The following is a 14,186-nucleotide window of genomic DNA, read 5'->3' as shown; positions in this document are numbered from 1 at the left end:
TGTGGCGGCCGTTTTCTGTTTGTCGGCGCCCCTCGAATCCTTGCGAGCGGTGGTTTTGGGCTGTTTTTTATTGGGAAGCCGTAATGATTGGCATAAAAAGCATTGCGAGCTACGTTCCTGTAGCCGGCGTGGACAATTACGCACAAGGTGCAAAATTCGAAAAGGATGAAGAATTCATCCTTGGCAAGATCGGTTCGGCGTTCCTGCCGCGCAAAGACGCTGAGCAGGAAACCTCCGATCTGTGCGTGGAAGCGGCCAATGCGCTGTTTGCCAGCAACCCTGAACTGAAACGTGAATCCATCGATGCTCTGATCGTCGTCACCCAGAACGGTGACGAAGAAGGTCTGCCGCACACTGCTGCCATCGTCCAGGACAAACTCGGCCTGCCGACCAATGTTGCAGCGTTCGACATTTCTCTGGGCTGCTCCGGTTATGTCTACGGCATTTACGCGATCAAGGGCTTCATGGAAGCCGCCGGCCTGAAGAACGGCCTGCTGATCACCGCGGACCCGTATTCGAAAATCGTTGACCCGGAAGACCGCAACACCACCATGCTGTTTGGCGATGCCGCCACCGCTACGTGGATGGGCGAAAACCCGACCTGGGCGCTCGGCAAGGCCAAGTTCGGCACCGACGGTTCCGGGGCACCGCACCTGAAAGTCAGCAACGGCGTGTTCTTCATGAACGGTCGTCAGGTCTTCAATTTCGCATTGCTGAAAGTCCCGGCGCACTTGCATGAACTGCTTGACGATTCGGGGCTGAAAGCCGATGACATCGATGCATTCTGCATTCACCAGGGCAGCGCGGCGATTGTCGACGCCGTGGCGCGCCGCTTCGAAGGCGAGCCGGAGAAATTCATCAAGGACATGGTCGAGACCGGCAACACCGTGTCGTCGAGCATTCCGCTGCTGCTGGAAAAGCACGTGCTCGACTCTGACTGGCAGCGCGTTGCGCTGAGCGGTTTTGGTGTCGGCCTGTCGTGGGGCTCGGCGATCATCTATCGTCCGTAAACTGCGCTAAAAACCACTGATACAAAAATAGCGTTCAAGGTTAACCTTGAACGCTATTTTTTTGCCCGAGAAGGAGCGCGAGGCGCCATGAGCGAGTTTTTCCAAGCCAATGCCGAGGTGTTGCAACGGCGCTGGCCGGCGCTGTTCGAGCGATTGATGGCTGAAGACAGTGCGTCCGTGCAGGCCGAACTCGTGCAAGGGCTGGGCTCGACGCTGAGCGTCGACGGCATTCAGCTCACCAGCCGCCATGATCGCCTGCATGAGGCGAAGATTCAGGCAGCGAGCCTGCCGGAAAAACCGCAACTGCACGTCTATGGCACCGGCCTGGGCGACTTGCCCGGTGTGCTGCTCGAGCGCGCGGGGCTCGAGCGCCTGTACGTACACATCCTCAATGGCGCGCTGTTCGCGCTGGTGCTGCAACTGCTCGATCAGCGCCAGTGGCTACAGGACCCTCGGGTCGAACTGTTTTACGCCGGCGATCACCCGGACTTCTTCACGCCGTTTTTTGCCCTGCCGGCCGAGATGCTGCTGGCCGATGACTTCAATGCGAAGATTCGCGACCGGCTGATCAATGAAGTGCACCTGACATTCAATAACCGCGATTTCGATCCGCAGTCACCGGAAATCCGGCAGCGCTTGCAGGAATGTCTGCCGGTGTTGCTTGGCGATGCCGATGTGGCGCAATTGTTCGGCAGCTGCGCTGGCCGCGAAGTCTACGTAATCGCCACCGGGCCGACACTGGAGCAGCATTTCGAACGTCTGGCGGCGATTGGTAAGCTTGCAGAGCGGCCGTTGTTCATCTGTGTTGATACCGCTTATCGGCCGTTGCGCGAACACGGCATCGTGCCTGATCTGGTGGTAAGCATCGATCAACGCATCGGCTTTCGGCATTTGCCCTTCGAGAAGTCTGACGGCATTACGCTGGTGTACCTGCCGATGAGCGATCCGCAGATATTGAAGGCATGGAAGGGCAAGCGCTATGGCGGCTATTCGGCCAGCCCGATCTATGCCGAGCTGAAAGAACAGTATCCACGCGGCGAGCTGCACGTCGGCGGCAGCGTGATCCATCCGGCGGTGGACCTCGCGGTAAAAATGGGCGCGCCCCGAATCACTTTGTTTGGCGCCGACTTCGCCTTCCCGATGAACAAGACTCACGCCGGTTGGGGCGACGGCGATTTGGGCCCGCCGCTGGCCCAGGCGCGGCACTGGGTGCGCGATGGCCATGGTCAGCGCGTCAGTACCCAGCTGAATTTTCGCGGCTATCTGTGTGTGCTCGAGCGTTATATCGCCGCGCATCCACAGGTCGAATTTCTCAACAGCAGCCGCGCCGGCGCGCTGATCGCCGGCACCGCTTTCAATCCGGAGTTCGTGCAATGAGTGCGCTGAATCACAGTCAGGATCAGTGTCGCCAATGCGCTGCATTGTTTCGTCTGGGGCGTGACGTAGAAGCGGCGTTGACCATGGTCGATGTGTTCGAACAGGCCCAGCAATGTCTTTCGTCTGCCCCAATAGAGATCCAGCAGGCGTGGGCGGAGGTGCTCATGCAAATGCTCGATTGCCAGGAGCGCCAGGACTGGTTGGGACTGGCCGACTCTATGGAATACGAACTGGTTGAATTGCTGGAAAGTGCCAGGCGCTGAACTGCTGCGCAGCACTGGCCCGCGGCTTTGCGTGACAGGCAGTTTTATGACGTCATTTTTATGCGGTTGAAGTACAGCTAAGTCATTGTTTTCTCGGGGGTGGCGTGGTGATGGCAAAATTTTTTCAAAAAGCCCTCAAGCAACCTGCAAACCCGACGATAACTATTACGAAGGTTCTCTAGGCCATACCCGGCGGTTGCCAGGGCCGGAAGCCGCAGTACCCAACCAACGAGGAATTCGTCATGGCTTTAACAGTAAACACCAACACCACATCGTTGAACGTTCAGAAAAACCTGAACCGCGCTTCCGACGCTCTGTCCACCTCGATGCAGCGCCTGTCTTCCGGCCTGAAAATCAACAGCGCCAAAGACGACGCCGCTGGCCTGCAGATCTCCACTCGTATGCAATCGCAAATCCGCGGTGGCAACCAGGCTATCCAGAACGCCAACGACGGTATCTCCGTTGCCCAGACCGCTGAAGGCGCTCTGCAAGCTACCACCGACATCCTGCAGCGTATGCGTGAGCTGGCTGTTAAAGCACGTACCGGCACCAACGGCACTGCTGACCAGAAAGCAACCAACCTTGAATTCGCCGACATGTCCGACGAAATCAGCCGTATCGCAGCTTCCACCAACCTGAACGGCAAAAACCTGCTGGACGGTTCGGCTGGTACTGTGACTCTGCAAGTTGGCGCAAACACCGGTACTGCCAACCACATCGACCTGGTACTGAGCTCCAAGTTCGACGCCGTCAGCCTGTCCGTAGATAAAGGTACCTTGGCTCTGACCGGTACTGACGCTGCTACTGCTGGCACCAACATTGACGCTGCTATCACTGCGATCGACGCTGCTATCGCTGCGATCGGTGATACCCGTGCCAGCCTGGGTGCTTCGCAGAACCGTCTGACCAGCACCATCTCCAACCTGCAGAACATCGTTGAGAACACCACCGCTGCACAGGGTCGTGTACAAGACACCGACTTCGCCGCTGAAACTGCTAACCTCACCAAGCAGCAGACTCTGCAGCAAGCTTCCACTTCGGTTCTGGCTCAAGCCAACCAACTGCCTTCCGCTGTACTGAAGCTGCTTCAGTAATTCGGAATGAGTTTGAGCGGGGGAGTGCGCTGGTCGTGCTCTCTCGCTTTTTTACGTTAGGAGGTGATGAGCATGGACATGAGCGTCAAGCTTAACCTGTCTTATCCGGCTCCCAAGCCAGTCACGCCGGTTGCTGAAAAACCGTCGGAAACGCCCGAGGTGGCCAAGGCACAAGCGCCGGTCGCTGCCAAGAGTCGGGATTCGGACGACACCAAGTTGAAATTGGCAGTGCAGGAGATCGAGAAGTTCGTTCAGTCGATCAAGCGCAACCTGGAATTCTCGATCGACGAGCATTCCGGCAAAGTCATCGTCAAGGTGATTGCAAGCGAGACGGGTGAGATCGTGCGACAGATTCCCTCCGCAGAAGCCCTCAAGCTGGCCGACAGCCTCGCCAATGCAAGCCACGTACTGTTCGACGCCAAAGTCTGATAGCTGGCATGAATAGTGTTTGTTCGTTCTCATGACGCCTGTAACGGTCAAAAGAATGGCAACAATCTGAAGGGAGATGCACATGGCAAGTCCAATTCTACCGGGTTCCGGACTGGGTTCCGGCCTGGACATCGGTGCGATCGTCACTGCCCTGGTCAATGCCGACAAGGCGCCTAAGCAGACGCAGATCGACACCGCAACCAAAGCCAACACGCTGAAGATTTCCGGCATCGGGTCGCTGAAAAGCGCGCTGACCGCGTTCCAGACAGCGATGAGTAATCTTGGCAACAAAACCAACCCGGCCTTCGCCGGTTTCACCGCTTCAGCGAATAACACGACGCTGACCGCTACCTCCGATAGCACTGCGGTTTCGGGCAGCTACAGCGTTGTTGTCAGTCAGTTGGCTACCGGTTCAAAAGTTGCCAGCGCTTCATTCGCCGGCGGTGCCGCCAGTGCCATTCCGAGTGGTACCCTGAAAATCAGTCAGAATGGCACTGATTACAACGTCGATATTCCGGCGAACTCCACCTTGCAGACCACGCGCGACGCGATCAACAAGGCACAGGGCGCCAACGGTATCTCCGCCAACATCGTGACCGACAGCACCGGCGCTTCGCGCCTGGTCATCAGTTCGAGCAAGACTGGCGAAGGTTCCGACCTCACCGTCAGCGGCATTGCCGGCCTGGAAATCGATGGCACCAAGCCGATGGGTACCAACCCGGCGGCAGGCGCTGCGGGTGCGGTCAACGGGGTTGCGCAAAACGCCAAGCTGACCATCGACGGCCTTCAGGTCAGCAGCAAGAGCAACACGGTGACCGGTGCCATCAGTGGCCTGACCCTGAATCTGACTACTGTAAGTCCTGTCACAGGAAGCGTTGCGACACCGACCATTGTCGGTGTAGACGCCAACACCAAGGGCCTGCAAACATCGATTCAAGCGTTTGTCGATGCATTCAACACGCTGAAAAACACCATCGACACGCTGTCCAAGGCGACGCCCGACGAAGATGGCAAGCTGACCGTGCAGGCGGCGTTCACTGGCGACGCCATGCCGCGCGCGTTGCTTGCCAATGTTCGAGCGGAATTGACTGCGCCAGGCGCCGGTGGTCCTTTGGCGGTACTGTCGCAATTGGGTGTCATGACCGACCGCAACACCGGTAACCTGACGTTTGACACCAATGCGTTCACCAAAACCATGGCCCAGCCAGGCATGACCGGTCAGGTTCAGCAATTGTTCACCGGTACCGACGACACCAATGGTCTGTTGGCGCGCATGAGCAAGGCGGTCGATCCTTATCTCAAGCCTCCAGCGGATGACAAGTCCGGTACCGGGCTGCTTGACCAGCGCATGGCCATTCTCACCAAGAACACGCGCAACCTGACCAATCAGCAATTGGCGCTGGACCTGCGTGTCGCCAACCTGACGAAGACGTTGACCGCCAAGTACAACGCCATGGACTTGCTGGTCGGGCAGATGAAGGCCACAGCCAGCAACATCACGTCGTTCTTCAGTACGCTGAACGCTCAGCAGTCTGCGAAGTAACAGGCAAGGACGACAAAAACCCGGCTACGCATTATCGGCGTATGCCGGGTTTTTGTCTTTTGATCTAAAGTTCTTCGATTCGTTGGCGATACACTGCTTATACGAGTCATTGTGGCAATGAGGTAGAACATGAACCCAATGTTAGCCCTTCGGCAGTATCAGAAAGTCGGCGCTCACGCGCAGACTTCCGAAGCTAGCCCGCATCGTCTGGTGCAGATGCTGATGGAAGGTGGTCTTGAACGTATCGCTCAGGCCAAAGGCGCCATCGAGCGCAAGGACATCCCCGCCAAGTGCACGGCCATCAGCAAGGCTGTCGGCATCATTGGCGGCTTGTGTGAGGGGTTGGATCTGGAAAACAGCGCCGATTCAGTAGGCGAGCTCAATCAGTTGTATATCTACATGATGAAGCGGCTGGCTGAAGCCAACGTCAAGAGCGATCCGAAGATTCTTGACGAGGTAGCCGGTCTGCTGACAACGGTCAAAGAAGGCTGGGACGCCATCGCGCCTGTGCCGGCTCCGCAGTTCTGAAGGAGATCACCATGAGTCTTGTATTGCAGCGAATAGCCGATACCCGTGAAGCGTTGGTCGGTGCTCTGGCCGAGCGAAACTGGGAAGCCATTGGCGAGCTGGATCTGGCTTGCCGTTCCTGCATGGAAGACGTCATGGCGGAAGCTTCGCTGGACGAAGTTGCGTTGCGCGATAACCTTGAAGAGCTGCTATTCGTGTACAAAGAGCTTCTTGAGGTGGCAATGGGCGAGCGGCAGGCGATAGCCAACGAGATGTCGCAGATCACCCAAGCGCAAAAGGCTGCAAAGGTTTACCATCTGTTTGGTTGATTAACCGTCAGTTGAACCAGAGATGTGCGCCATAAATTTGACTGTGCACGGTTTTTTGACTTAACTAGTGGCTATTATCAGGTTTAGGGCGTCTACAGGCACATGGTGTCCTGCAAGCGTCTCGCTTGCCTTATTTTTCGGGCATTGAGTTGACTAGGGAAGTTGCTATTGCATGTGGCGTGAAACCAAAATTCTGCTGATCGATGACGATAGCGTCCGCCGCCGCGACCTGGCGGTGATTTTGAATTTTCTTGGCGAAGAAAATTTACCCTGCGGCAGCCATGACTGGCAGCAGGCAGTCGGCTCTTTGTCGTCTAGTCGTGAGGTCATTTGCGTACTGATCGGGACCGTTAATGCTCCTGGCGCGCTTTTGGGCTTGCTAAAGACACTCGCAACCTGGGATGAGTTCCTTCCGGTTTTGTTAATGGGCGATAATTCTTCCGTTGACCTGCCTGAAGACCAGCGTCGCCGCGTCCTTTCGACCCTGGAAATGCCGCCCAGCTACAGCAAATTGCTCGATTCGCTGCACCGCGCCCAGGTCTATCGCGAGATGTACGACCAGGCCCGTGAACGCGGCCGTCATCGCGAACCCAATCTTTTCCGCAGCCTCGTCGGCACCAGTCGTGCGATTCAGCACGTCCGTCAGATGATGCAGCAGGTGGCCGACACCGACGCGAGCGTGCTGATCCTCGGCGAGTCCGGCACCGGCAAGGAAGTGGTCGCGCGCAACCTGCATTACCACTCCAAGCGCCGCGACGCGCCGTTCGTGCCGGTCAACTGCGGGGCGATCCCTGCAGAGCTACTGGAAAGCGAACTGTTCGGCCACGAGAAGGGCGCCTTCACCGGTGCGATCACCAGCCGTGCCGGACGCTTTGAACTGGCCAACGGCGGCACGCTGTTCCTCGACGAAATCGGCGACATGCCGCTGCCGATGCAGGTCAAGCTGCTGCGCGTGCTGCAGGAGCGTACCTTCGAGCGCGTGGGCAGCAACAAGACCCAGAGCGTCGACGTGCGCATCATTGCCGCGACCCACAAGAATCTCGAAAGCATGATCGAGATCGGCTCGTTCCGCGAAGACCTCTACTATCGCCTGAACGTGTTCCCGATCGAGATGGCGCCGCTGCGCGAGCGTGTCGAAGATATCCCGCTGTTGATGAACGAACTGATCTCGCGCATGGAGCACGAGAAGCGTGGTTCGATCCGTTTCAACTCCGCGGCGATCATGTCGCTGTGCCGTCACGGCTGGCCGGGCAACGTCCGCGAACTGGCCAACCTCGTTGAGCGTATGGCGATCATGCACCCGTACGGGGTGATCGGCGTGGTCGAGCTGCCGAAGAAATTCCGCTACGTCGACGACGAAGACGAGCAAATGGTCGACAGTCTGCGTAGCGATCTTGAAGAGCGCGTGGCGATCAATGGCCATACTCCGGATTTCAGCGCCAACGCACTGCTGCCGCCGGAAGGTCTGGACCTCAAGGACTACCTCGGTGGCTTGGAGCAGGGCCTGATTCAGCAGGCGCTGGACGATGCCAATGGCATTGTCGCCCGTGCCGCTGAGCGTCTGCGTATTCGTCGCACCACGCTGGTCGAGAAGATGCGCAAGTACGGCATGAGCCGGGCTGGAGGAGATGAACAGGCGGATGATTGACGCCTGTTTTTCAACCGCTTCATTTATAAGCGGTTTTTTTTAGGCACGGGTATTGCTATAGCCCTCGCAACATTCCGTTTCACTGACGGTCAGCCAAGCGAGAGAGCCCAATGCCCCAAGCCGCCCAGATCTCTTCTGCCTCCAGTATCGTGGGGCAACCCTCGTCCGTAGAGCAGGCAAGTCGTCAGGGACTTGAGCAGGCCTTTCAGCTGTTCAACCAGATGTCGAGCCAGCTGACCGACTCTTACAGCCTGCTAGAAGCCCGCGTCACCGAGCTCAAAGGTGAGCTGGCGGTGGTCAGCGCCCAGCGCATGCAGGAGCTGGCGGAAAAAGAACGCCTGGCCAATCGCCTGCAAAACCTCCTCGACCTGTTGCCCGGCGGCGTGATCGTTATCGACGGCCACGGCCTGGTGCGTGAAGCCAACCCGGCCGCCATCGACCTGCTTGGCTCGCCACTCGAAGGCGAGCTCTGGCGCCATGTGATCGCACGCTGCTTCGCTCCGCGTGAAGACGACGGTCATGAAATCTCTCTTAAAAACGGTCGACGCCTGTCGATTTCCACCCGCTCGCTGGACGCCGAGCCGGGGCAGTTGGTGCTGCTCAATGATTTGACGGAAACCCGTCATCTGCAAGATCAACTGGCACGGCACGAGCGGTTGTCTTCGCTGGGGCGCATGGTTGCGTCCCTGGCGCATCAGATTCGCACGCCGCTGTCCGCCGCTTTGCTTTACGCCAGTCATTTGACTGAGCAGCAATTGCCGGTGGAAACCCAGCAGCGCTTTGCCGGACGCCTGAAAGAGCGTCTGCACGAACTCGAGCATCAAGTGCGCGACATGCTGGTGTTCGCCCGTGGTGAATTGCCCCTGACTGATCGCCTCACCCCCGATGCCTTGATGCAGTCGCTGCAGGCCGCGGCGCTGACCCACGTGCAGGATCTGCCGATTCGCTGGCAGTGCGACAGCCATGCCGGTGAGCTGCTGTGCAACCGCGATACGCTGGTCGGCGCATTGCTGAATCTGATTGAAAATGCCATCCAGGCCAGCGCCGGCGAAGCGCGGCTGAAAGTGCATTGCTACACCAGGGGCAACACCCTGCGCGTGTGTGTCAGCGACAGCGGCAGCGGCATTGAGCCGACAGTTTTGGCGCGCCTCGGCGAGCCTTTTTTTACGACCAAAGTCACCGGCACCGGCCTTGGCCTGACCGTGGTCAAAGCGGTGGCGCGTGCCCATCAGGGAGAATTGACCCTGCGTTCGCGGGTCGGGCGCGGCACCTGCGCGCAGGTCAGCCTGCCGCTGTTTTCCGCTGCACAGGGAGTTGAATGATCGTCATGGGCATCAAGGTGTTGCTGGTCGAGGATGACCGCTCGTTGCGCGAAGCGCTGGCCGATACGCTGTTGCTCGCCGGCCACGACTATCACGCCGTCGGCAGCGCCGAAGAAGCACTGACGGCCGTCGCGCAGCAAGCCTTCAGTCTGGTGGTCAGCGACGTCAACATGCCGGGCATGGACGGCCATCAATTGCTTGCCCTGCTGCGCGCGCGCCAACCGCAATTGCCGGTGCTGCTGATGACCGCCCACGGCGCAATCGAGCGTGCGGTCGATGCCATGCGCCAGGGCGCGGCGGATTATCTGGTCAAGCCGTTCGAACCCAAAGCGTTGCTTGATCTGGTGGCCCGGCACGCGTTGGGCAGCATTGATGCTGGCGAAGCGGAGGGCCCCGTTGCTGTCGAGCCGGCCAGTGCGCAGTTGCTTGAACTGGCCGCACGAGTCGCCCGCAGTGATTCGACTGTCCTGATCTCCGGCGAGTCCGGCACCGGTAAAGAAGTATTGGCGCGCTACATTCACCAGCAATCGCGGCGGGCCAGTCAGCCATTTATTGCGATCAACTGTGCGGCGATTCCCGACAACATGCTCGAAGCGACACTGTTCGGGCATGAAAAGGGCTCGTTTACCGGCGCTATCGCCTCGCAGGCCGGCAAGTTCGAGCAAGCGGACGGTGGCACCATTCTGCTCGATGAAATTTCCGAAATGCCGCTGGGTCTCCAAGCCAAACTGTTGCGGGTCCTGCAGGAGCGCGAAGTCGAGCGCGTGGGCGCACGCAAGCCGATCAGTCTGGATATCCGCGTGGTCGCCACGACCAACCGTGATCTGGCTGGCGAAGTGGCAGCGGGGCGCTTCCGTGAAGACCTGTTTTACCGCTTGTCGGTTTTTCCTCTGGCCTGGCGTCCACTTCGCGAGCGCACTGCCGATATCCTGCCGCTGGCGGAAAAGTTGTTGGCCAAACACGTCAATAAAATGAAGCACGCTGCGGCGAAGCTTTCCCCCGAAGCACAAGCCTGCCTGACCGAGTACCCGTGGCCGGGCAACGTGCGTGAGCTGGATAACGCCATTCAGCGCGCGCTGATTCTGCAGCAGGGCGGCTTGATCCAGCCGCAGGATTTCTGCCTGAGCGGTGCGGTGACATTTGCGCCGTTGCCGGTCGCGGCACCGGTGATTCGCGAGGTGGAAATCGAGGCGGATTCCACCGGAGCCCTGGGCGACGACCTGCGCCGCCGGGAGTTTCAGATGATCATCGACACCCTGCGCGCCGAGCGTGGCCGCCGCAAGGAAGCTGCCGAAAAGCTCGGCATCAGCCCCCGCACCCTGCGCTACAAACTGGCGCAAATGCGCGACGCCGGGATGGACGTCGAAGGCTATCTGTTCGCCACCTGACGGAAGCTGCAAAACATTCCAGATGCTTTTCTCAGAAGGGTGCCCATGAGCTGGCACCCTTGTTGCTAATACCTGTGTACCCGCCGAGTGAGTGTCAAAAAATTGCGGGCCGCCCAAGAGAGTAGACCATGAGCCAAGGTATTGAATTTAATCGGTTGATGATGGACATGCAGGCCATGAAAGTGGATGCCATGTCTGCGCGTAAATCGACTGCCGCTGTCCCTGAAATTGCCGGCAGCAGCTTTTCCGACATGCTCGGTCAGGCGATCAATAAAGTCAGCGATACCCAGCAGGCGTCGACTCAACTGGCCAATGCGTTCGAGATCGGCAAGAGCGGTGTCGACCTGACCGACGTGATGATCGCATCGCAAAAAGCCAGCGTGTCGTTCCAGGCTCTGACCCAGGTGCGCAACAAGCTGGTCCAGGCTTACCAAGACATCATGCAGATGCCGGTTTAAGGGCGAAATAAGTCATGGCAGAAGCAGTCGCTGATAACGTTCCGGCCAAGGCCACCCCGATCGACGGCAAACCGCCGCTGTTCGGCCTGTCCTTTCTGGAAAACCTTTCACAGATGACCGTGCTGCGTCAGGTCGGCCTGTTGGTCGGCCTGGCTGCGAGCGTGGCGATTGGCTTTGCCGTGGTGCTGTGGTCGCAGCAGCCGGATTACCGTCCACTGTACGGCAGCCTTGCCGGTCTGGACGCCAAGCAGGTCATGGAAACCCTGGCCGCCGCTGACATCCCCTACAACGTAGAACCCAATTCCGGCGCCTTGCTGGTCAAGGCCGACGACCTGTCCCGTGCGCGGATGAAACTCGCCGCCGCTGGTGTCACTCCCAGCGACGGCAATATCGGTTTCGAAATCCTCGACAAGGAACAGGGTCTGGGCACCAGTCAGTTCATGGAAGCGACCCGTTATCGTCGCGGCCTCGAAGGCGAACTGGCGCGCACCATCTCCAGCCTGAACAACGTCAAGGGTGCCCGCGTGCACCTGGCAATTCCGAAGAGTTCGGTGTTCGTCCGTGACGAGCGCAAGCCGAGCGCTTCGGTACTGGTCGAGCTGTATAGCGGGCGTTCGCTGGAGCCGGGTCAGGTGGTAGCGATCATCAACCTGGTCGCGACGTCCGTGCCGGAGTTGAGCAAATCGCAGATCACCGTCGTCGATCAGAAGGGCAATCTGCTCTCCGATCAGGCGGAGAACTCGGAAATGACCATGGCCGGCAAGCAGTTCGATTACAGCCGCCGCATGGAAAGCATGCTCACCCAGCGCGTGCACAACATTCTGCAGCCGGTATTGGGCAATGATCGATACAAGGCTGAGGTCTCGGCCGACATCGATTTCAATGCCGTCGAATCGACTGCCGAGCAGTTCAACCCGGACCAACCGGCGTTGCGCAGCGAGCAGTCGGTCAACGAACAACGCACCGCCAGCAATGGCCCGCAAGGTGTGCCGGGTGCCCTGAGCAACCAGCCACCGTCGCCAGCCTCGGCGCCGCAGACCACCGGTGGCACCGCCGCACCGGCCGGCATGATCCAGCCGGGTCAGCCACTGGTTGACGCCAACGGTCAGCAGATCATGGACCCGGCCACCGGCCAGCCGATGCTCGCGCCGTATCCGGCCGACAAGCGTCAACAATCGACGAAGAACTTCGAGCTCGACCGTTCGATCAGCCACACCAAACAGCAACAGGGCCGTCTCAATCGCCTGTCGGTGTCGGTGGTGGTCGATGATCAGGTCAAGATCAACCCGGCCAACGGTGAAACCAGCCGTGCGCCGTGGAGCGCCGACGAATTGGCGCGCTTCACGCGTCTGGTGCAGGACGCCGTCGGTTTCGACGCCAGCCGTGGTGACAGCGTCAGCGTGATCAACATGCCGTTCTCCGCCGAGCGCGGTGAAGTGATTGCCGATATTCCGTTCTACTCCCAGCCATGGTTCTGGGACATCGTCAAACAAGTGCTGGGTGTGCTGTTCATCCTCGTACTGGTGTTTGGTGTGCTGCGTCCGGTGCTCAACAACATCACCGGCGGTGGCAAAGGCAAGGAGCTGGCCGGTCTGGGCAGCGACGTGGAACTCGGTGGCATGGGCGGCCTGGACGGCGACCTGGCCAACGACCGCGTGAGCCTCGGTGGTCCGCAGAGCATTCTGTTGCCGAGCCCGAGCGAGGGTTATGACGCGCAGCTGAATGCAATCAAGAGTCTGGTAGCTGAAGACCCGGGTCGCGTGGCTCAGGTCGTAAAAGAGTGGATTAACGCAGATGAGTGATAACCGAGCCGCCGCCGTCAAACTGACCAAGGTCGACAAAGCCGCGATTCTGCTGCTGTCCCTGGGTTCGACCGATGCCGCGCAAGTGCTGCGCCACATGGGCCCCAAAGAGGTTCAGCGCGTTGGCGTGGCCATGGCGCAGATGGGCAACGTGCACCGCGAGCAGGTCGAGCAGGTGATGAGCGAGTTCGTCGACATCGTCGGCGATCAGACCAGCCTCGGCGTCGGTTCCGACGACTACGTGCGCAAGATGCTCACCCAGGCCCTGGGCGAAGACAAGGCCAACGGCCTGATCGACCGCATCCTGCTCGGTGGCAACACCAGCGGCCTCGACAGTCTGAAATGGATGGAGCCGCGCGCCGTCGCCGACGTCATCCGTTACGAACACCCGCAGATCCAGGCGATCGTGGTCGCGTACCTCGACCCGGATCAGGCCGGTGAAGTGCTCGGCAACTTCGACCATAAGGTGCGTCTGGACATCATCCTGCGCGTTTCGTCGTTGAACACCGTGCAGCCGGCAGCCTTGAAAGAACTCAACCAGATTCTCGAGAAACAGTTCTCCGGCAACTCGAACGCCTCGCGCACCACCCTGGGTGGCATCAAGCGTGCGGCCGACATCATGAACTTCCTCGACAGCTCGATCGAAGGCCAGCTCATGGACTCGATCCGCGAAGTCGACGAAGACCTGTCCGGTCAGATCGAAGACCTCATGTTCGTGTTCAACAACCTTGCCGACGTCGATGACCGTGGCATTCAGGCGCTGTTGCGCGAAGTGTCTTCCGATGTGCTGGTGCTGGCCCTCAAGGGCTCGGACGAAGGCGTCAAGGAAAAGATCTTCAAGAACATGTCCAAGCGTGCCGCCGAACTGTTGCGCGACGACCTCGAGGCGAAAGGCCCGGTGCGCGTCAGCGATGTCGAAACCGCGCAGAAGGAAATCCTCACCATCGCCCGTCGTATGGCCGAAGCCGGCGAGATCGTGCTCGGTGGCAAGGGCGGCGAGGAAATGATCTAAGCCC

The 14,186-nt window shown here is 59.2% G+C and carries 14 protein-coding genes; all 14 read left to right on the top strand.

All coding sequences use genetic code 11. The annotated features are described in order from the left end of the window. The first annotated feature begins 83 nt into the window (after window positions 1-83). Window positions 84-1,010 carry a ketoacyl-ACP synthase III gene (locus QRN33_RS10305; RefSeq protein WP_042607522.1) on the top strand — a complete coding sequence of 309 codons (927 nt, stop codon included), beginning with the start codon at window positions 84-86 and terminating at the stop codon, window positions 1,008-1,010. Between the two features lie 87 nt (window positions 1,011-1,097). Next, complete coding sequence (locus tag QRN33_RS10300; RefSeq protein ID WP_285408395.1) at window positions 1,098-2,387, top strand: motility associated factor glycosyltransferase family protein; 1,290 nt, start codon at window positions 1,098-1,100, stop codon at window positions 2,385-2,387. After that, complete coding sequence (locus tag QRN33_RS10295; RefSeq protein ID WP_285408393.1) at window positions 2,384-2,650, top strand: hypothetical protein; 267 nt, start codon at window positions 2,384-2,386, stop codon at window positions 2,648-2,650. Before QRN33_RS10300 ends, QRN33_RS10295 begins: the two co-directional genes overlap by 4 nt. Window positions 2,651-2,892: 242 nt before the next feature. Continuing rightward, window positions 2,893-3,744: a flagellin domain-containing protein gene (locus tag QRN33_RS10290; RefSeq protein WP_285408391.1), complete on the top strand. Its 852-nt coding sequence runs from the start codon at window positions 2,893-2,895 to the stop codon at window positions 3,742-3,744. 72 nt (window positions 3,745-3,816) lie between these two features. Further along, a complete protein-coding gene (locus tag QRN33_RS10285; protein ID WP_285408389.1) occupies window positions 3,817-4,173 on the top strand; it encodes a flagellar protein FlaG in 357 nt (118 codons plus the stop codon). An 82-nt stretch (window positions 4,174-4,255) separates the two neighbouring features. Further along, complete coding sequence (gene fliD, locus QRN33_RS10280) at window positions 4,256-5,716, top strand: flagellar filament capping protein FliD (RefSeq protein WP_285408387.1); 1,461 nt, start codon at window positions 4,256-4,258, stop codon at window positions 5,714-5,716. Between the two features lie 129 nt (window positions 5,717-5,845). Continuing rightward, window positions 5,846-6,244, top strand: a complete 399-nt coding sequence (gene fliS, locus QRN33_RS10275) for a flagellar export chaperone FliS (protein WP_071171435.1) — start codon at window positions 5,846-5,848, stop codon at window positions 6,242-6,244. A gap of 11 nt (window positions 6,245-6,255) precedes the next feature. After that, window positions 6,256-6,552, top strand: coding sequence for a flagellar protein FliT (gene fliT / locus QRN33_RS10270; RefSeq protein WP_016771085.1), 297 nt, complete (start codon window positions 6,256-6,258; stop codon window positions 6,550-6,552). Window positions 6,553-6,724: 172 nt separating this feature from the next. After that, the gene (locus tag QRN33_RS10265; RefSeq protein ID WP_041479014.1) at window positions 6,725-8,200 is read left to right on the top strand and encodes a sigma-54 dependent transcriptional regulator; all 1,476 of its coding nucleotides are present in this window, start codon (window positions 6,725-6,727) and stop codon (window positions 8,198-8,200) included. A 110-nt stretch (window positions 8,201-8,310) separates the two neighbouring features. After that, window positions 8,311-9,522, top strand: a complete 1,212-nt coding sequence (locus QRN33_RS10260; protein WP_285408382.1) for a sensor histidine kinase — start codon at window positions 8,311-8,313, stop codon at window positions 9,520-9,522. Window positions 9,523-9,527: 5 nt separating this feature from the next. Beyond that, the gene (locus QRN33_RS10255) at window positions 9,528-10,910 is read left to right on the top strand and encodes a sigma-54-dependent transcriptional regulator (RefSeq protein ID WP_285408438.1); all 1,383 of its coding nucleotides are present in this window, start codon (window positions 9,528-9,530) and stop codon (window positions 10,908-10,910) included. A 128-nt stretch (window positions 10,911-11,038) separates the two neighbouring features. Then, a complete protein-coding gene (fliE, locus tag QRN33_RS10250) occupies window positions 11,039-11,368 on the top strand; it encodes a flagellar hook-basal body complex protein FliE (RefSeq protein ID WP_016771081.1) in 330 nt (109 codons plus the stop codon). 14 nt (window positions 11,369-11,382) lie between these two features. After that, a complete protein-coding gene (gene fliF, locus QRN33_RS10245; protein ID WP_042607530.1) occupies window positions 11,383-13,170 on the top strand; it encodes a flagellar basal-body MS-ring/collar protein FliF in 1,788 nt (595 codons plus the stop codon). After that, complete coding sequence (gene fliG / locus QRN33_RS10240; protein WP_039761172.1) at window positions 13,163-14,182, top strand: flagellar motor switch protein FliG; 1,020 nt, start codon at window positions 13,163-13,165, stop codon at window positions 14,180-14,182. Before fliF ends, fliG begins: the two co-directional genes overlap by 8 nt. The last annotated feature ends 4 nt before the right edge of the window (window positions 14,183-14,186 follow it).

It is taken from the genome of Pseudomonas sp. FR229a, from assembly GCF_030209115.1.
Taxonomy (GTDB): domain Bacteria; phylum Pseudomonadota; class Gammaproteobacteria; order Pseudomonadales; family Pseudomonadaceae; genus Aquipseudomonas; species Aquipseudomonas moraviensis_A.
The sequence above is the reverse complement of the archived record's forward strand: the minus strand, read 5'-3'. Positions and strand labels throughout refer to the sequence as shown.

Coding starts and splice junctions, on each gene's coding strand:
- QRN33_RS10300 (WP_285408395.1), top strand. CDS start 1,098: ATGAGCGAGTTTTTCCAAGCCAATGCCGAGGTGTTGCAACGGCGCTGG.
- QRN33_RS10290 (WP_285408391.1), top strand. CDS start 2,893: ATGGCTTTAACAGTAAACACCAACACCACATCGTTGAACGTTCAGAAA.
- fliD (WP_285408387.1), top strand. CDS start 4,256: ATGGCAAGTCCAATTCTACCGGGTTCCGGACTGGGTTCCGGCCTGGAC.
- fliE (WP_016771081.1), top strand. CDS start 11,039: ATGAGCCAAGGTATTGAATTTAATCGGTTGATGATGGACATGCAGGCC.
- QRN33_RS10255 (WP_285408438.1), top strand. CDS start 9,528: ATGGGCATCAAGGTGTTGCTGGTCGAGGATGACCGCTCGTTGCGCGAA.
- QRN33_RS10260 (WP_285408382.1), top strand. CDS start 8,311: ATGCCCCAAGCCGCCCAGATCTCTTCTGCCTCCAGTATCGTGGGGCAA.
- fliS (WP_071171435.1), top strand. CDS start 5,846: ATGAACCCAATGTTAGCCCTTCGGCAGTATCAGAAAGTCGGCGCTCAC.
- QRN33_RS10305 (WP_042607522.1), top strand. CDS start 84: ATGATTGGCATAAAAAGCATTGCGAGCTACGTTCCTGTAGCCGGCGTG.
- QRN33_RS10285 (WP_285408389.1), top strand. CDS start 3,817: ATGGACATGAGCGTCAAGCTTAACCTGTCTTATCCGGCTCCCAAGCCA.
- fliF (WP_042607530.1), top strand. CDS start 11,383: ATGGCAGAAGCAGTCGCTGATAACGTTCCGGCCAAGGCCACCCCGATC.
- QRN33_RS10265 (WP_041479014.1), top strand. CDS start 6,725: ATGTGGCGTGAAACCAAAATTCTGCTGATCGATGACGATAGCGTCCGC.
- fliG (WP_039761172.1), top strand. CDS start 13,163: ATGAGTGATAACCGAGCCGCCGCCGTCAAACTGACCAAGGTCGACAAA.
- QRN33_RS10295 (WP_285408393.1), top strand. CDS start 2,384: ATGAGTGCGCTGAATCACAGTCAGGATCAGTGTCGCCAATGCGCTGCA.
- fliT (WP_016771085.1), top strand. CDS start 6,256: ATGAGTCTTGTATTGCAGCGAATAGCCGATACCCGTGAAGCGTTGGTC.